This window comes from Clostridium sp. chh4-2 (assembly GCF_002899675.1).
Taxonomy (GTDB): domain Bacteria; phylum Bacillota; class Clostridia; order Lachnospirales; family Lachnospiraceae; genus CHH4-2.
Genome location: NZ_PKUU01000008.1, coordinates 36328 through 55151, shown reverse-complemented (window position 1 = coordinate 55151; position 18824 = coordinate 36328). Strand labels below are relative to the sequence as shown.

The window sequence follows — 18824 nt, the reverse complement described above, 5'->3', positions numbered from 1 at the left end:
AAAGAGAGTGTTAATAAAGTATCCGTATACAAAAAAATACCGTAAAATGGCTTTTCTCCATTTACGGTATTAACAGGCGCATGCCTCTTCTGATAAAATTAACGTTTCTATTGCATATGCCACTCCGTCCTCTACGTTGGACCGTGTCTGGCACTTGGCAATCTTTTTAATGCTCTCCATCGCATTTCCCATCGCTACGGTATAGGCCAGCTGCAGCGAAAGCATGGAATAATCATTTTCACTGTCTCCGATCGCCATCATCTCCCGGTATCCGATTCCTCTTTCTAAGGCGTATTCAGTGAGCGCAATCCCTTTTTGTGCCGTCCGGCTGGTAATCTCTATATTCGTGTGATAAGAAGATGCCGCTGCCAGCCCGTGACACCCCTTCAGCGCCCCTCTGATCTTTTCCAAAATAAACGGATTGCCATGGATCACCGATACTTTGTAAAATTCCAGCCCCATGGATAACAGGTCTTCTCTTGTGGTAAGATGAAATCTGGACCTGATCTGTTCATATTCATGTTTTACGCTGGCCGGAAGTAATATATCGGATTCAAAACACATTTTAAACTCTTCTTCGGTGGCTATGGTATAGCTTCCCTGATTTGTCATAAAATCAAAGATAACCTTATCGTCTTTACAGCAGCTCAGAATCTCTTCCATCTGGCTGTAGGTCAAAGGGCTTTTTTGTATCTGCCTGCCATCCTTATTAAATACAGCCGATCCATTCATGCAGATGATATCACATCTCAATCCCTGTTCTCTGACCGGCGCAGCCGCATCTTCATAACTTCTTCCCGTACACACCACCACTTCTATTCCCCGTTCCTGCAGCTGCCGGATGGCGTCTGCATTCCTGTCGGAAATCCTGCCCTGTGTATTAAGCAGGGTTCCGTCCATATCTACTGCTACTAATCTAATCATTCTCTCATCCTTTCCTTTTGCTGATACAGTTCCGATTGTATCGTGGTTCTGTAAAGCTTTCCTGCATTTCCGGGTAAAATTCAGGTTAATGACGTTTTCTTTACCCCCAAAATGGGAAAATAACCGGTTCCGGATAAATTTAGGATTGAAGTAACCTCCGTACTATGGTAATATTTCATCATGTCATTATTTACACATTAGAAGCACCTGATTATATAGGTGAAACGGAGGTTTTTATGGGACATTTTGAAAATGATCTGTCAAAGGGGAATGTGGTCCGCCAGTTGATTCTGTTCGCATTTCCATTTCTTGTATCCAGTATTATACAGTCTCTTTATAACGTAGCGGATATGCTGATCGTGGGCAATTTCAGCGGAACCGCCAGCATGTCCGGCGTCAATATCGGCGGACAGGTAACCTTTATTCTGACCAATGTTGTGGTTGGACTTTGTTCAGGAGGCACCGTTTTGGTCGCCCAGTATCTTGGAGCCAAAAAGCCAAAAGATATGGAGGATACCATCGCGACGCTCATGAGCACTCTGCTGGCTGCCGGAGTTATCATCACAATTGTGATGCTGGTTCTTAAAAATCAGGTTTTGATTCTCATCAAAACGCCTGCGGAATCCTTTGACGAGGCCAGCCGCTACCTGACCGTAACGGTTATCGGCATTATCTTTATCTTCGGCTACAATGTGCTCAGCGCCGTCATGAGGGGTATGGGGGACAGCAAACGTCCGTTTTACTTCGTGCTCATCGCCTGCGTTACCAATATCATCCTGGATCTTCTGCTCGTTGCGGGTCTTAAAATGGGCGCATTGGGCGCTGCTGTGGCCACTGTATTTTCCCAGGCGCTCAGCATGGTTTTATGTATCGGATACATGGTGAAAAATAATTTTATTTTTGACTTTAAACCGTCTTCCTTTAAATTCCATAAGGAAAAGATGGAGCTGATCATAAAAATCGGCCTTCCGGCCGCAGTACAGAACGGTGTCACAAGTTTTTCTTTCCTGATCATAACCGCCTTAGTCAATACCATCGGAGGAGTCAACGCTTCCGCAGCCGTAGGCGTTGTCAGCAAATTCAACGGATTTGCCATCATGCCGGCAGTTGCCATGGGCAGCTCCATCGCTACCATGTGCGCCCAGAATATCGGAGCGGGCGAATGGGGCCGCGCCATCAAGACCTGCCGCGTGGGTACACTGATCGCGGTAGTATGCAGCTACGTGATCTTTGTTCTCGTACAGCTCTATCCCCAGCAAATCCTGGAGCTATTTGATGACAATCCGGATATGATCCGCAGCGGAGTGGAGTATTTCCGCACATTCAGCTTTGATTACTTATTCGTGCCACTCTGCTTTTCCATTAACGGGCTGTACATCGCTTCCGGCCATACCACATTTTCATTGATTAACTCGGTTCTTTCCGCTTTGGCACTCCGTGTTCCTGCCTGTATCCTGCTTGGGTCCGTGATGGGCTTATGGCTGCGGGGCATCGGTTTGGGCGCGCCTATCGCCTCTATGGGCAGTCTGATCTTAATTATATGGTTCTATTTCTCGGGGAAATGGAAAGATAATGTGGTGAAACAGTGATAGGAGTTTACAGAAGCATATCTCCTAATACAGTAAAACGGTTAACAAACCGCTGCTTTGCAGTTCTCATTTCTCCGTCGCTGTCCGTTAGATCAAACGTTCCGTTTTCTATATAGAAACCGGTTAAATCAGCCTTTCGGCCTGGAATAATCTCCAGGCCTTTTTCTTTTAACCCTAATATTTTAGCCGGAAACAGGGTTACTCTTTGCAGAATATTCGTTAAATCAAGGCCCAAACACATCATTTTGGACATTGTGGAGGCCAAATCAACCACATTGCTCCGGCTGTTTACATGAAGATCCGTAGAAATCATGTCCACTGCAAATCCCTGCTCCAATGCTTTCTCCGCCACTTCAAATGAAAAATTACCGTTTCCGTGGGACAGATCAAAGATCACTCCACGTTTTCTGGCATCTATGGCAGATTGCTTTATACAGCCCTCCCGGTCAAGAATTCCTGGCGTTTTATCCGCATAACTATGGGCATAAATATCTCCCTTTTTTAAATAAGAAAGAACATCGTCCAATGAAAGGCTGCTTCTGCTGGCATGTACTACCACCGGCAGACCGGTTTTATCTCCCAGCTCTCTTAAAATCTTCATGGCTCTTTCCTCATTGGAGCATACCCGTGGGTCAATTCTGACTTTTAAGCCGATGATATCTTCTTTGTATTTCAGACAGGTATCCACACACGCCTCTTTGTCAATGTTTTCAAAATCCCGCAGTTCACCGCATTCCTTGGAAATTCCCCATTTTGAAATATGCAGATATGCCTTTACATTGATCCGGCTGCTGCGGATGACACGTTCCTTCATATCTTTAAAATTGCAAGCCCCGGATGTACCTGCATCGGCCACCCAGGTCACGCCTGAAGAAGCCATGGAATCTGCACAAACTCCGATGGTGCTGCCGCTTTCGTAAACATGGGCGTGGGCATCCACCCAGCCCGGCGTTATGTACATTCCAGAAGCGTCAATAATCTTCCCGGAATCTTTGATCTCCAATTTATTTTCAACTGCTGATACCGTTCCATGTTCAATGAGAATATCTTTTTGTTCTGCTCTTCCTGTTGCCAAAGATATCACAGAGCCACCTTTAATCAGCAATGCTCTCTCTATTTCTGCCATCTGTTCCGTCTCCCGTTCTATATCCTTTTACAGCCAAACCAAAGGTATTACAATAAGGCCAACGATAAAATACACCAGCTGCATTAAAAGCCCGGCCTTTGCAAAATCCCGGTACCGGTATCCCCCAGGCTCCATCACATATGCGAGAGCAGGAGTTGCCATCGGCGTACAAAAACAGGATAAGCATCCTACAAATGTAGCCATAACAAATGCATATGGCTCAATTCCAAGACTGTTTGCCAACGCTATCCCAATCGGAGCCATAATCAAGATACTCGCATTATTTGACAGAAACTGAGTCAAAAGCGCAGTTACCAGCAGCAAAACAGCAATTATAAAAACCGGATTCTGATTATTTCCACATAATTTCAAAATAGAATCCGCGATTACCTGGCCTAACCCGCTGTTTGATACCGCATTGGCAACGGTGGTCATTCCTGCAATCAAAAATACTGAACTCCATGAAATACTGTCAAACATCTGTTTCTGGCTGATTGTACGCGTAAGAAGAAGCACAACTACTCCGGTGGAAGAAATCATATACAGAGGCAGACCCTTAGGAGATATAATCATCATTACAAAAATTGCGATCATTACAATACCTGAAATCCACATTTTAGCAGATGTATGGCTTTTCCTGTCTTCTTCATCCGTCTTGCTCATCTCAGGCTCCATATGGGTATCAGGCAGAACCTTACCGCCAATTATCATTAATACAATGATTCCCACAACAGCCAGAGGCGCACCCACATAAGCCGGTTCCAGGAATCCCCAAGCTCTGAATCCGGCGTCTTCCAGCAAACCTGAGGAAGCCGTTCCCATGCCGGATGCCGCCACTGTCAGCATACTTCCAAAGCAGATACCATACGACAGCGGAAGATAAGTTTTCGATACGGAAACTCTCGCAGTCACACATAAACTGGTTATGATAGGAAATAAGGTTACCAGTGTAGCGGTACCGCTGCATACGGAAGAAAGAAGCGTTCCTGAAAGAACCGAAATCAGAATCAGGCTTCTTTCGCTGCCTCCGGTCATTTTATAGAGCACATTTCCTATCTTTTGTGCCAGACCTGTATGAAATAGAGAAGAGCCGACAATCATCATACTTATCATCAGCACCATAGAAGTGGACGCAAAAGAAGTAAATACCGCCTTGTGTTCCACCAGACCAAACAAACCCACAATTACCGCTCCGGCTAAAGATGTAACCGCCAACGGTATTTTTTCGCTTAAAAATAACGCAATTATCACAACTAAAATAATTCCAGCAATTAATGTCTGTGACATGTGAACCCCTCCAATACATTTTCTTTTTCTAAACATCTGCGGCCATCAGAAGCTTATCCTTATCATATACCGGAACTATCTAAAACGTCAAAGACATATATTTCAAAAAATCATAACTAGAAGTTATATTAAAATTGTAACTGCAAAAAATTTGTGGTATTCTAATAAGATAAAACAGATTCTCTAAAGGTTTTGATTAAAAAAGGAGGTTCTTTACTGATGAATGTAAAAGACTTTGAATATCTGGTATCTATAGGAAGATGTGGAAGTATCTCTAAGGCCGCTCAGGAACTGTATATCTCACAGCCGGCATTAAGTAAATTTCTGCAGCGCATTGAAGCGGAAGCCGGTACCAAATTATTTCAGCATGTAGGAAAATCTTTGGTCCCAACCTTTGCCGGAGAATACTGCATCGAAAAAGCATCAGAAATCATATATTTAAACGACCAGATTAACAACCGTTTGAATGATGTGGCCAAACTCCAATGCGGGCGCATTAAAATCGGTCTGCCTATGAGCCGGACAAACTTTTTCATTTCCCACATTCTTCCCGCTTTTTACGAACAGTATCCGGGAATCCATGTTGTAATTGTCGAAGAAGCTGCCTCTGTTTTACTGCAAAAAATCAGAACCGGAGAATTGAACCTGATTTTTATCAATTATACAGAAGAATTACCCTATCTTGTCTATGAAAAAGTATCGGAGGAAGAGATGGTTCTGGCTGCACCGGACAATATGGGGCTGAACGCCTATTCCACTCATCAGGATGGGTATGCCTATCCTTGCTTAAAGCCCGAAAACTGGTATAAACTGCCTTTTATCATGTTAAGCCGGGATCAGGCCACACGCAGCTTTACCATGCAGTATTTTTCTCTGCATAAGATCACACCAAATACAGTTTTGCAGATCCGCAATCTGGGACAGGCTCTGAATGCCGTCCGCCGCGGTCTGGGCGTAACCATAACTCCTGCCATTCCCTGTACCAATGACTCAGAAAAATACAGTATCTCATATTTTTCCCTCCCTTCCCAAGAGGGCCCGTTTACCAGAAAAACAGCCCTCGTCTACCGTGAAGATACCTATCTTTCACAAGCAGAAGAAGGGCTGATTCGTATTATTAAAAATGTAGTGAATGTCTCCGGACAGCAAGCGTGAAAGAATGCCTAAAAGCAGTCCAAGGCATACCATCACTCATCCACAAACCGGTATCCAACTCCGACTTCCGTTAGAATATATCTTGGCTTCGTCGTGTCATCCTCAATTTTACGCCTGATATTGGCCATAAACACGCGGAGAGACTGGTAATCATCCGTGGTGCCGTAGCCCCAAACTTCCTGCTGGATGTATTTATGGGTCAGCACTTTTCCCCTGTTGTTCACCATCAAAACCACCATCTTGTATTCCAATGGGGTCAGATGGATCTCTTCTCCCCTTTTATACACTTTTCTCCGTTCAAAATCGATCTTAATCCCGTCCAGTTCAAATTCCGTCATTGGCTTTACCGCCGTTCCCTTGTGCCTCAGGGCGACGCGGATGCGGGCCAGCATCTCTCCAGCATTAAATGGCTTTACGATATAGTCGTCCGCCCCCTCGTCCAAAGCTCCAACTTTTTCCTTTTCCTGCCCTCTGGCGGAAACGATGATTACGGGAGTCTCGGATTCCTGGCGGATCTGTCTTAAAACCTCCATTCCATCCATATCCGGCAGGCCAAGGTCTAAAAGCACCATATCCGGATTATTGGCATAAAACAAGGAGATACCGGTCAGGCCGTCCTCCGCCAGAACATACCGGTATCCTTTTGTCTTCAGCGATATTTTTATAAAATTCTGAATGGTCTGGTCATCTTCAATCACTAAAATATTGGGCTCATTCATGATCTTTATCCTCCATTGGCAGTTCTATCTGGAAGGTTGCCCCTCCTTTTTCATTGTTATATGCCGCAATCTTGCCGTGATGGGCTTCCACTATGGCTTTGCAGATGGTAAGGCCCAGGCCCACGCCTCTCTGCCTGTCGCCGTTTTGGTAGGCGGTAGTAAAGAAATTGTCGAATATCTGCTCCAGCTTGCCTTCCGGAATTCCTTTTCCATTATCGGAAACCCGGAACACCATATTATTTCTCTGGGCAAAAGCTGAAATCACCACCGTCGTGCCGTCGCCGGAATGGCGGAACGCATTGTCTAAAAGATTGACCAGCACCTGTATGAACAGGCGGGCATCCACGGGAAACAGAAGAATCTCTTCCGGGGTTTCCGTCTTTAACGTGTGATTGCCGATCCGCTTGGATACCAGAGTAACGGCGGAAGAGATGATATCGTCCACCACCTCATTTTTCTTATTGATATCCAGACGTCCTTCCTGGATTCTGGTCATATTAAGCAGATTCTCCACCATGGTATTCAGCCATTCCGCATCCGTACAGATATCCTTCAGCATGATTTCCGACGTGGTCTGGTCCAATTCCTTCAGATTATCCAAAAGGAAGTTGGCGCTTCCTGCAATCCCTGTCAGAGGCGTCCTGAGATCGTGGGAAATACTTCTTAAAAGCGTGCTTTTTAGCCTCTCCCGCTCGACCTGAATCCTGCCCTCTTCTTTTTCTCTCCCCAGTCTCTCCCGTTCCAACACAAGGGTAATCTGAGAGATTACAGTTTTAATATAGATCTCTTCATCCTCCTGAAGCCCCTCGTCCGCACAGTCAAATATTATGACTCCATACGTTTTATTGCTGTTCTGGATCGGCAGATAGAGATTTTTGTCCTGTGTAAACTGAATCTCTCCATGGCCGCATGGCATGGCATGGAGATAGCACCATTCCGCAATGCTGTCATCAAATTCATCCTTTTCATTTTCCCGTAAAAGCACGTCCACGTTGCGTCCGGTCAGATTGCTGAGGCTTTCCCGGCTGTACCGTTCAATCGCCCCGTAACCGGTCAGATTTAAAAATCCGCTTCCGATGTCATTGATTTTTAAAGTGATCTCCGTCTTCTTGTTGGCAATCCGCATCTGTTTTTGCAGCTTAACCGTCAGTGTGGACACAATTCCGGCCACAATGATGAAGATAATAAATGATACAATATAATTTGGATCATCCACCGCAAATGTAAATTTCGGCGAGGTGAACAAAAAGTTAAATGTAAATACAAAAACAACGGCTGAGCCAATCCCCCAGGCCATACTGCTGGTTTCCACAATGCTGATCAGGACTCCTACCATATAGATCAGCAGCAGGTTTTCCACACGGATGGACATCCGCTCCAAAACAATGGCCAGCATCGTTGAAAGAACCCATACAATTGAAACTTTCAGCACTTTTTTAACCAGCTCGATTTCCTTTTCAAAACTATAGATCATGCGCAGCCTACCTCCTGATATTCTTTCTGTGTTCCGCTGCCGCCCCTTTTCCATCGGAAATAATTCTGGCCGCTCCGATTAACACGGCAAACACTTCCAGACGCCCTAAAAACATCCCCGCAGCCGCAGTCCAATGAATCACCGGATTGGCGTCATACGCAGTAATTCCCACGGATAAACCAACCGTGCTGAGAGCCGAAGAAAACTCAAACATGGAATCCTGTATGGAATAGCCAAATAAACAGAAAATAAATGTCCCTGTCAGAAACAAGATTAAATAAACGCAGATAAACGTATGGATCTGCTCCTTTTCCCTGGAACTGACCGCCTCTTCCTTCCCGTATCTTTTAATCGTCTCGGTAAACACCATCCGGTTGGGGCAGATATCCCTGATAATCTTCCATTTGATCTCTTTTAATATCACATAGACCCGGTACGCCTTTAACCCGCCGGCCGTGGAGCCTGTGCTTCCGCCCACCAGCATCAGCACGATCATAATCATCATAAGAGGCGACCCCCATGTCTGAAATGTTTCCACCGTTTGAAATCCTGTGGTGGTAAGCGCTGATACAGCCTGGAAAACAGCCGCTCTCATCCCTGTTGATACCTCATTATACATTTCCTGCATCAAAAGTACAAGCAGCAGAGGTGAAAAAAAGGCCAGAAGAAACAGCGTAATTCTGGTCTCGCAATGAGATAAAACAGCCTTTATTTTCCCCCTTAAAAGAAGCAGATGAACCAGAAAATTCGTTCCTCCCAACAGCATCAGAACAATGGTTATCATCTCAATAGCCGCACTGTTATAATATCCGATACTCTCCGGCCTTGTGGAAAATCCTCCTGTAGAAAGCGCCGCTATGGAATGGTTGACCGCATCAAACGGGCTCATCCCGAATATCACATATAACGCAGTTCCTGCCAGTATATACCCGCTGTAAATGCCGATAATCAATCTGGCCGATTCTAAAAGATTGGGCAAAAGGCGGTCGGAATGGCCTTCCGCATTGTACAGGCGCATTCCATAGATATCCGACAATACCGACGTCATCACCAGCACCAGTCCCACTCCTCCAAAGAACAACAGCACCGTCCGGTGGATTAAAAAGATATGAGGCGCCGACGCCGTATCCACCACGCTGAGCCCTGTGGTGCTCAAACCGCTGGTGGTCTCAAATACAGCCTGAGTAAATGTATATTTTCCTGTCAGCACAAACGGTATGGCAGTCACACAGATTGCGATCATCCATGTGGCGGTAACCACGATCATCTCCTGGTTTCTCTCCAGATTTCCCAGCTTCTTACCTCTCAAAACCAGGCTTACCAGATAGCCCGCCAGAATGGAAATCACTCCGGGAACGATAAAATAACCCGCCTGATTCATTTCCTGAGGATAAAATGCCAATGTAATCAGGGGCAGAAGGGTAATCACTCCCGCCATAATCATAACAATCCCCAAATACCCTGCAATCAGAGTGTATCCGGAGACTGTCACTGTTTCTTTTATTCCAGTTTTATTCATATTCTGCTTCCTATAATCAATTTTACCACATTTTCCTGATTTTCCGGTGTGGCCAATACAAGCAGACGGTCACCAGCCATAATTTTCGTCTGGCCGTTTGGCACCACCACCTGCTCTCCCCTGATAATGCAGCTGATAATCACATGATGGGGAAAATCGATTTCCATAATCTTTTTATCCACAACAGGATAAGAAGAATCCACCTTTATCTCATTCATCAGAACTTTTTGCGTGTTTAAAGGCAGCACATTCACAATATTTTCCACCATGGACGCCTGCTCAATAAAGTGAGCCAGCATATAGGTGGCGCTGATCACCCGGTCCACCCCCAACGTTTCAAACAGCTCCACATTTTTAGGGTTATTGACCGTACAGACAGTTTTTTTCACCGCAAACAGCCGTTTCGCCATCTGGCATATGGCCAGATTATCCGCATCTTTCTCTCCCAGCGCAATCATCACGTCACAATTCTTAATTCCCGCGTCCTGCAGTATATATTCCTTACATGGATCGCCTAAAATAACCGGAATATCATGGACGGACGACAGGTGTTCGCAGTAACTCCTGTCCTCATTAATGACGATCAGCTTATGCTTTCCGGACAACATCATTCCTATAAGGAAATCGGCTTCATTGCGGCCTCCTGCAATAACGATTTTCATAGGCTGCTGACCTCCCTGTATTCCTCATTGGACAATCTGGAAAATTCATTGACCGACAGCACAAACGGGCAGATCGGTTTGATATTGAAACCGTGTATCAATTTCTCTTTATTCTTATCATTTAAACGGGAATAGACATTGGGAACATGAAAAATCCTGCTGGCAATCTGAGCGATCAACAGGTTTGTATTATCGTCATCCGTAGCCGCAATTACCATGGATGCTTCCTCGATTCCGGCCTGTTTTAATATATCAACATCCGTCCCGTCGCCGATGATCTCGTAACCGGAAAAATCATCCGGAAGCTTTCTGAACGCATCCTCATTTATATCGATTACAACCACTCTGGAACCCTTTTGTGACAACATTCCGGCAAGTCCTGAACCAAACCGGCTGGAACCAACAATGATAAAGGTCTTCGTCTTTTTAAATAACATAAAAGCACCTCCATTTTCCATTCATTTTTACACTTTAATTGTACATGGAAACCGCATTAAGATGATAGAAAGAAAATGAATCCTGGTATAAAGATTGTATAAAGATTTTTATAATGATCTTTATGACGATTTTATCCGGATATCTTATACGGCTCTTGCTATTTATTTCCTGTGATGTATAATTATATTATCGTATATTTACGTCAGTAGAACGGATTGACTGCTGTATATTTACAAACGAATATTTAGCAAACCTGCCGAAAGGCAGCGACGCAAAGCTAGAGGGGCTTCATCATATAATACTATGAAAAGCCAGCCAGTTGCGATTACAGCTCAGTCAGATATTGACTGGGTTTTAGCAGGCTGGAGCAAGGTCTGCTTTTTTATTTCCGCTGAGACTGGCGCCCGGCTTTTGCAGAATTTTAGAAGGAGAGGGGAAGCGAATGAACAAATTGTGGAAGCAAAAGGCTGCTGTTGGATTGGCCGCATGTCTCATTTTCAGCAGCATACCGGTATGGCCCGGTAACGGAACTTGGGGCAAAGGAAAAAGCGGCTGGGGAATCACCGCTTATGCCAGCAGTTCAAATGCAGAAAGATTGGACGATGAAGACACGGAAAATGAGACGGATGCGGCGGATGAAACCTATCCAACCGCCAGCAGTTCCGACGGGGAAGAACTGATTAACGATACCAATGACGTAATGCTCATGAGCCTCAACAGGGACGGCTCCGGCACCACCGCAGTTGTGGGATCGCAGGACGAAGGGGCTTATTCCTCCATTGCCGATGTATTAGACGACTTGGGAAGCGATACGGGAATTCTGACAATCGAATTGCAGGGTGACACAAGTGACACGGATACAATTGTATTTCCCAGGGATAAAGGGATTGAAAAAATCATTATCGGCGGGGATGATAACTATCAGATCGGCGAGACCACCCCTGTTTCCGTAGTTGCTAACGGCATACCCATGGTTTTTCAGGCAGGATGGGTGGATCGATTAGTAGGCGGAGGGCTTAACGAAGGAGTTCCATCCACGGATCTGACTATAACAGGCGGTGATTTTCGCAATTGCTGCGGCGGAAATCTGGTGACGGAATCCGGAATCGATGCCAGGATTTCAGGGATCTCAAAACTGACCATTGACGGAGCGGATTTGACTGACGGTCATTACAATCAGATCTATTGCGGCTCAAATGTTAATTTTTATGCAGATTATGACGGCCCCAATATATCCATTAAGGAAACCCGCCTGACAATTAAAGACTCAACTATTGATGTGGACATGATCAGCGGCGGAAGCTATTCCAAAGGGAAAGGGACAAATGCAGCGCTTGGACGGTCAAACGTAGTGGTCGAAGGGAGCCATCTTATTCTGGGAGACGGGTTGTGCGGAAGCCATATATTTGATGGCAACCGGGAAATTCACCCCATATTAACATGTGGTTCCGTTAATATGGAGATTTCTGACAGTATCGTGGAAGGAGATATCCTAGGCGCCTGCAACGGCACTTACGAAGGTAATGTGGATACCGGAACCATCCGCATATATGGGAAAAACAGCAATATTGCCAGTATCCAGGCAGGCGGCATTTATGAGGGTGTTTATGATATCCATATAAATAATATCGATGTAACACTCGATTCCTGTACTGTTAACGGCACCCACTGGTTTACGGAAGAATTTTCTTTGATTGGTGCCGGATGCTACGTCGGCGAAGAATGTGATGACCCTGATGATGATCTCCATGTTAATATAGGCAGCATTCAATACACATTTCTGAATTCTGTATATGATGAAACAGAGGATGAAGGAATGGAAGGCTTACTTTTTCTGCCGGAAGGATATATTGACTGCGGAGCTTCCGGCTCGATTGATAAGATAAGCCTGGTTATAAGTTCTGAAACTGAATTTACAATAGACAGCGGAATTATAAACCAACTCTCTCTCGTTCCTCCAAAAGGATACCGTTTCTCCTCTGCCTCTATAGACGGAACCGAAATCGAACGTGATGATATGGACACGGCTACAATAAATGACTTAGAAGGCGGTGCAGAAATTATAACCTCTTTGGAAGAGGTGGAGCTGAAAGACCAGTCTCCGTTAATCATGGAAGCCATAACCGGCGGCAGGATTAAAAAAACTATCGGAGAACCTGCTTTTGTAATAGATGTAACCGGAGGAGAGGACTCTCTCAAACTTCACTATTCCAGCAGCAACCCATCGGTTGCAGAAATTGATGAGAACGGCAAAGTCACAATGAAAAAGCCGGGAAAAACAACGCTTACCGCCTACAAACAATCCGTAGAATACAATCTGGTTTCAGTGGAAGCGGAACTAACAGTTGCAGAACCCGCCGCTTCCCTGATTCCGGAAAAAGTGCCTGAGGAATCCGGCTATGTACTAGTTGCCAAAAAAGTAACTCCCGATATTCAGGAAACAATTGATAAACAAATCATGATCCACCCTGAATTTGACGAAGATACCATCATTCTTCCGATGGAAATTCAATTGATCAACGTGATTACAGGCGATGAAATTCAGGATAAAGGCGCTACCTTCATAATCGCCTATCCTGATGAAAATATGCAGAAGAATCCTCATAACTACGATATTTCCATACTCCATATTCCTTCGTCAGGCAATCCTTATTTCGTTCCGTTTGAACTGACCGAACAGGGAATCCGGGTTACAGTGGATAATTTCAGCCCCTTTATCATGGGATATAAATACGTAGAGCCGGATGTTGAGGACCCAAACCACAATGATGGCGGGAACACTGGAAATGGTCAAAGTGAAGAAAATGGCTCTTTCGGCAGTGAATTAAACGGACGTTGGATTCAGGATCAGACAGGCTGGTGGTATCGTTATGACAACGGAACTTATCCGTCCTCACAATGGGCCTATCTCCCATACGGAAATTCTTACGACTGGTATTACTTTAACAGCTCCGGCTATATGGCCGACGGCTGGCTGACTTGGAACAACAACCAGTATTTTCTCCACGACCAGTCTGACGGACACCGCGGTTCCATGTATACCGGCTGGCATCAGATTCTTGGAAAATGGTATTATTTCAGAAATGAAACCGGAAAAATGAGAGGTGCACTGTTAATTAACGGCAAGACGCCGGATGATTACCGGGTGGATGAACACGGAGTATGGATTCCGTAAAACATCAGGAACTCAACCCGATAATATAGTATCCGCTATACAAACAACTTCCTGGCATCTTCCTCCATCTTATGTTAAAATAAACGTAACGGGGTACAAAAAATAAAAGGGGGTTTTTCACATGGGAGAAATGATATCTTCTTACGACAACACAAAACTGTATCTAAACAAGGAAGTCCCTGATTCATGCAAAGCCGTAGCAGTCATTGTCCACGGACTCTGCGAACACCAGGGGCGTTACGACTACTTCGCCGATCTGTTCCACAAAGCCGGAATCGGAACTTACCGCTTCGATCACCGCGGCCACGGACGTTCAGAGGGCGAACGCACCTATTATGAAGACTTCAATGAGCTGCTTGACGATACCAATGTGATTGTCGACATGGCAATCCAGGAAAATCCTGATGTTCCGGTATTTTTAATCGGACACAGCATGGGCGGTTTTACGGTAGCCCTCTACGGCGCCAAGTACACGGACAAAAAGCTGAGAGGCATCATCAGCAGCGGCGCTCTTGTAAAAGACAACGGCGGACTGATCACAGGCGTTCCAAAAGACCTGGACCCCCATACCCAGCTTCCCAACGAATTAGGCGCAGGAGTTTGCTCCGTTGCCGAAGTGGTGGATTGGTATGGAAAAGATCCTTATAATACAAAGACATTTACAACCGGACTTTGTTATGCCCTCTGTGGCGGCCTCGATTGGTTTGCATCCAATGTTCAAAATTTCCGTTATCCGGTTCTCATGCTCCACGGTGAAAAAGACGGACTGGTCAATGTTCAGGATACCTACGATTTCTTCTCATCCGTTTCATCCACGGATAAACAGATGAAGATCTACGGCGGGCTCTTTCACGAAATATTTAATGAATACTGCCGCGATGAAGTAATTCAGGATGCAATTCATTGGCTGGAAAATAGAATTTAACCTAAAAAATTGGGGTACGTGAATTATCCTTTCATGTATTTGTAAAAGATACGCACAGAATGGGGAGGCGGAACCGAAAGACGAAGGGACCGCCTCCCCATTCCATGCTGTTTTTCCCTGCCCGTTTTAAAAACAATGCTATTGTATAGGTACCTATGTTGACCCAAATTTACATAGACCCTCAAGGCATTTTCGAAAAAGCCTTCACCCTTTACATAAATTTTTTTCCTCAGCTAGCCAAGCAACAGCCGGAAAGAAGGGGAAACCTGGGCGGGCGGCGGAAAATGGAAACAGATAGGGGATCGTGTGCAGACCCTTAGTGATACTTGGTCGGCAAGAGCGGAAAAAGGCAGACAAATACTGAATTCCGAATCAGTATTTGAGGCGCCACTGAACGATGAAGTCATAAAGAGTTCATCGTGAATGGCGCCGCGCTGCCTTTTTCCGCTCTTGCCGGCCTAGTATCTCTTAGGGTCGTAACCCGAATCCCCTATCTGTTTCCATTTTCCGCCGCCCGCCCAGGTTTCCCTTTCTTTCCGGCGTCTCTTAGCCGTCTAAACAAAGATGTAAAACACTTTAGTCATTTCTTGCTCCGTCAGATCCAACTGTATGTCCGTCAGGCGTTGTCTTTCCGGCCCACATGGCTCCGCTTTCCAGATCGCAGTAATACCATTTATCGTTCCAGCACACCCATCCGGTCTGCATGTATCCTTGTTCGTCAAAGGAATACCATTCGCCGTTGATCTTCTGCCAGCAGCTGTATGGATAGCTTTGATCTGAATTCTGGAACCACCAGCCCTTTTCATCCTGAACCCATTTTCCGGTTCCGGGGCCTGCTCCCGGATTCTGTTTTATTGCGCTGCTGTTGGCTTTGATTTCAGGTATGTCCTCTTTCTTGATGTAAAGGCTGGGAGATTCGATCCAGTCGCCTGAGTTATTACCGCCGTCAACCGCCTGAACTTTAAAATAATAAACACCTTCCCGGTCAATCAGTCCGGATAAATCATAGCTGGTCTCTGTTGTCGTATAAATTGATCCAAGGCTTGTGTTTCCACGCACCAGCCTGACGCGGTATTTCTTCGCTCCATCTGACGGGTCCCAGCTGGCATGGCCGATTGTGGCATCCCAAACCAGATTGCTGACAAAGATATCTCCCGCTTCCAGCTCATCCAATTTGACGGTTAAAACCAATGTTTCTTTATCATTCTTCGTATGGGCGCTCACATATTTCGCATTTTCACCGATCAGTCCAAACATACTCTTCCCGGTTTTTGCAAAATAGTATCCGTCTTCCGCACTCAGATAAACTTTGATCTTTGGCTCGTCCCCGCCGGACCACACAGTTTTTTCACCGACAATTTCCACACGGTCCACTTCACACGCCCCGGCTTCCACGTTCACATCCACACTGCCGCCGCTTTCACCTGCCTCAATGCTGGAATCAAAGGAGAGAAAGACCTCTCCTACCGGAGTCCTCTCTTCCTTTTCAGCCCACCCCGGCATTGCTGCGGACAACGTCAATGCCACAGCCAAAATTGCTGATAAACCGTACTTTCTTCCTCTATTCATCCCATTGCCTCCTTCTCCGTCTGTTACTAATTATTGTAATGATTTTCCAGGAAAATAGCAACCTAAAAAAACTTCCTGTCCCTGCTTTTCTCCCAGATCCAAAGGATAATACAGCCGGCTCCATAACATCCAATATCTTTCCAGTCAAAGGTGGAACCCAGTATGATCCTAGCAAGCCGGTTTCCACCAAGCCCCAGCATGGCGGCCAGATTAAAATACTGTCCCACCTCTACGGCCGTTGAAAACAGAAAGAGATAGAGCGGAAGGCGTTTGATTCCATTCGGCACAATTATTCTGATAAAACAGTACAGAACGATCACAACCAGTACATCTCCTATATAGGGGCGTATAAACTGATCGTGGACATTGACCGCAATGTACGTCTCCACAGCCATCAGAATCAAAAAACTGATCAAATAATTCAGGCGGGCAGATGCAAATCTGATTAAAATCAGGCACAATGCAATTCCCGCCAAAACACCGGCGCTATCCAGCAAAACATCCGACATCTGACAGCTTCTCCCCGGCACGAAATATTGGTGGAACTCGTCGCTGGCGGCATAGCAGGTTCCGATCATCCAGACAGCCAGCGCCCGGTGTTTTCCAATCCAGCTCCATTTAAAATAAGCCGCCCATTCAGTAACCGTAAAAAACAGCAGCACACCCAGCAGCGCATATTCCGATGCATGAGCAGACTTTCTCACCGCAAAATCAATCTGTTCCACATAATTGCTTTGGAGATCCGGGCTCCATCGGTTAAAATCCGGATTGATTATTTTTGCCACTATTTTTCCGGTTTCGTGGCTCATCTGAGTCGATTCATCGGCCGGTTTTGCCGAAAATGAAAAGATTATCAACATCCACCCAACGGTTGCTAGTAGGAGGAAGATTCTTTTCAGCGTTTTTTTATTTTCCATCTTTTAAGTTCTCCCGTTCTATGCGGTATTGTTATGTCTTTCCTCATTATATCATGATTTCCCTAATGGGTGAAAATTTTCACTATTTTACAAAAAAATCCGGTCAGCGGCAGCCTTTATCTGTTGTGGAGTGCCTCGGAGAGCTTTTCTATGCCATAGGAGTATTTTTCTATAACAAAAAATGCGGCACCGCAAAATGCAGTACCGCAAAAATAATTACAATTACATCATCATTTCTTTCCAGCTTTCAATGATCGTTGCCGCCTGTTCATAATGAACCATCTGTCTGTCGACTTCAACCGAAATCATGGAAATTCCCTGTTCCTCACATAACTTTTTGATAAATACATAGTCAAACTCTTCCGGATCACAGAATTTTGTCATGATCATCAGAAGTCCTGACGCATGGTGTTCTTTTACCAGGTCGACCACATAGTCCACATGGTTCTTATGCCGGTTATATAACAGAGAGCAGTGATCCATCTCAGAGAATTTGTTAACGAGGCCGTCTAACGCAGTTTCCGCCGGTTTAACGTCAGTTCTGTACTGTCTGGATTCATGAAGCACATCGTCAGCCACAATCTTCATATTATTATCATCCAAGATCTTTAAAAGTGCAGGACTGTCGGCCAGAATTCCGGATGTGACGATCCTGATCTTATGGGAAGTATCCTCAGGTTCTGCTTTCAGCACTTCATTTAATTCACGCACTAATTCAGTATGTTCCTCTTTCAGCATAAAATAAGCGCTTTTAAATACGTCATTCCGTTCCTGTGCACTCATGCTGCGAGTCTCTGCCAATTCTGCAAATTCTCTCATCACCGCATTGTGCTCGTTATAAATCTCATTGGATTTTGCCAGTTCTTCATCAGAAAATGCCAGTCCCGATGCATTTTCCAAATCTGCAATCACTCTCTGGTATCCTGCCTTTGTAAATCTCTTTCCGGCCTCAATCTTGCGGTTTTGCGGATAGTTCATCTGAATAAACGGAATGGACGGAACCGCCACTTTCCAGTTCTGTCCGATGCTTCTTAATGAATCGCAAAGATGAGGAATTACGATGGCACAGGCCCCTTCATACTCTCCTGTAATTCCAAGTTCCAGCACAGACTGCAGAATGCTGCAGATAAATGCCGGGAAATAGCGTTTTGCTTCTTTCAGCTGAATATCAGCTCCCCAGGTTCCCATCGGCACCATCCCCATGGAATGAATGATTTCATCCGGCGTATATCCTGGAACGCAGAGAACGATCTTCTTTCCCTGTTCTTTATATTTCTCCATCTGTTTTTTCGGAGAAACGGCAATTTCATGAAAACGTGAGAATAACTCCTTTCTATCTGCCATC

At 45.2% G+C, this 18824-nt stretch carries 15 protein-coding genes, 1 pseudogene and 1 riboswitch; of the genes and pseudogenes, 4 read left to right on the top strand and 12 right to left on the bottom strand.

From position 1 onward, the window contains the following. Positions 1–69: 69 nt before the first annotated feature. Positions 70–924 (bottom strand): Cof-type HAD-IIB family hydrolase, encoded by an 855-nt coding sequence (locus C0033_RS10220; RefSeq protein ID WP_103227769.1) that lies wholly within the window; start codon positions 922–924, stop codon positions 70–72. 236 nt (positions 925–1160) lie between these two features. On the opposite strand from C0033_RS10220, the gene C0033_RS10215 reads away from it, so the two are divergent. After that, the gene (locus tag C0033_RS10215; protein WP_103227768.1) at positions 1161–2513 is read left to right on the top strand and encodes an MATE family efflux transporter; all 1353 of its coding nucleotides are present in this window, start codon (positions 1161–1163) and stop codon (positions 2511–2513) included. Positions 2514–2520: 7 nt separating this feature from the next. Here C0033_RS10215 and C0033_RS10210 read toward each other — a convergent pair whose 3' ends face one another. Continuing rightward, on the bottom strand, positions 2521–3639 hold the full coding sequence (locus tag C0033_RS10210; RefSeq protein ID WP_103227767.1) for an amidohydrolase/deacetylase family metallohydrolase: 1119 nt from the start codon (positions 3637–3639) through the stop codon (positions 2521–2523). A 27-nt stretch (positions 3640–3666) separates the two neighbouring features. Next, complete coding sequence (locus tag C0033_RS10205) at positions 3667–4926, bottom strand: SLC13 family permease (protein WP_180994670.1); 1260 nt, start codon at positions 4924–4926, stop codon at positions 3667–3669. 219 nt (positions 4927–5145) lie between these two features. Here C0033_RS10205 and C0033_RS10200 point away from each other — a divergent pair, with 219 nt between their 5' ends. Then, positions 5146–6081, top strand: a complete 936-nt coding sequence (locus C0033_RS10200; RefSeq protein ID WP_103227765.1) for a LysR family transcriptional regulator — start codon at positions 5146–5148, stop codon at positions 6079–6081. Between the two features lie 32 nt (positions 6082–6113). Here the strand turns inward: C0033_RS10200 and C0033_RS10195 are convergent, their stop codons facing one another. From C0033_RS10195 to C0033_RS10175, 5 genes are read right to left on the bottom strand one after another with little or no spacing between them, the layout of a single operon-like run. Further along, positions 6114–6800: a response regulator transcription factor gene (locus tag C0033_RS10195; RefSeq protein WP_103227764.1), complete on the bottom strand. Its 687-nt coding sequence runs from the start codon at positions 6798–6800 to the stop codon at positions 6114–6116. After that, positions 6793–8274 (bottom strand): ATP-binding protein, encoded by a 1482-nt coding sequence (locus tag C0033_RS10190; protein WP_103227763.1) that lies wholly within the window; start codon positions 8272–8274, stop codon positions 6793–6795. The genes C0033_RS10195 and C0033_RS10190 overlap by 8 nt, the downstream gene beginning before the upstream one ends. 7 nt (positions 8275–8281) lie before the next feature. Next, positions 8282–9793 carry a TrkH family potassium uptake protein gene (locus C0033_RS10185; RefSeq protein ID WP_103227762.1) on the bottom strand — a complete coding sequence of 504 codons (1512 nt, stop codon included), beginning with the start codon at positions 9791–9793 and terminating at the stop codon, positions 8282–8284. Next, positions 9790–10455: an NAD-binding protein gene (locus C0033_RS10180; RefSeq protein WP_103227761.1), complete on the bottom strand. Its 666-nt coding sequence runs from the start codon at positions 10453–10455 to the stop codon at positions 9790–9792. Before C0033_RS10180 ends, C0033_RS10185 begins: the two co-directional genes overlap by 4 nt. Further along, on the bottom strand, positions 10452–10892 hold the full coding sequence (locus tag C0033_RS10175) for a TrkA family potassium uptake protein (RefSeq protein ID WP_103227760.1): 441 nt from the start codon (positions 10890–10892) through the stop codon (positions 10452–10454). The genes C0033_RS10180 and C0033_RS10175 overlap by 4 nt, the downstream gene beginning before the upstream one ends. Positions 10893–11129: 237 nt before the next feature. Next, positions 11130–11220: riboswitch (cyclic di-GMP riboswitch) on the top strand. Between the two features lie 115 nt (positions 11221–11335). On the opposite strand from C0033_RS10175, the gene C0033_RS10170 reads away from it, so the two are divergent. Next, a complete protein-coding gene (locus tag C0033_RS10170) occupies positions 11336–14068 on the top strand; it encodes an Ig-like domain-containing protein (protein WP_103227759.1) in 2733 nt (910 codons plus the stop codon). Positions 14069–14189: 121 nt separating this feature from the next. Continuing rightward, positions 14190–14993: an alpha/beta hydrolase gene (locus C0033_RS10165; protein ID WP_103227758.1), complete on the top strand. Its 804-nt coding sequence runs from the start codon at positions 14190–14192 to the stop codon at positions 14991–14993. Between the two features lie 576 nt (positions 14994–15569). Here C0033_RS10165 and C0033_RS10160 read toward each other — a convergent pair. The 4 genes and pseudogenes from C0033_RS10160 to C0033_RS10150 form a co-directional block, all read right to left on the bottom strand. Then, positions 15570–16562, bottom strand: a complete 993-nt coding sequence (locus C0033_RS10160) for a hypothetical protein (protein WP_103227757.1) — start codon at positions 16560–16562, stop codon at positions 15570–15572. Between the two features lie 62 nt (positions 16563–16624). Further along, a complete protein-coding gene (locus C0033_RS27440; RefSeq protein WP_242984475.1) occupies positions 16625–16957 on the bottom strand; it encodes a DUF2809 domain-containing protein in 333 nt (110 codons plus the stop codon). Positions 16958–17020: 63 nt separating this feature from the next. Continuing rightward, positions 17021–17479, bottom strand: a pseudogene (locus C0033_RS27435) (VanZ family protein); the annotation flags it as partial. Positions 17480–17701: 222 nt separating this feature from the next. Further along, complete coding sequence (locus C0033_RS10150) at positions 17702–18823, bottom strand: 2-hydroxyacyl-CoA dehydratase family protein (RefSeq protein WP_103227755.1); 1122 nt, start codon at positions 18821–18823, stop codon at positions 17702–17704. Position 18824 lies beyond the last annotated feature (1 nt).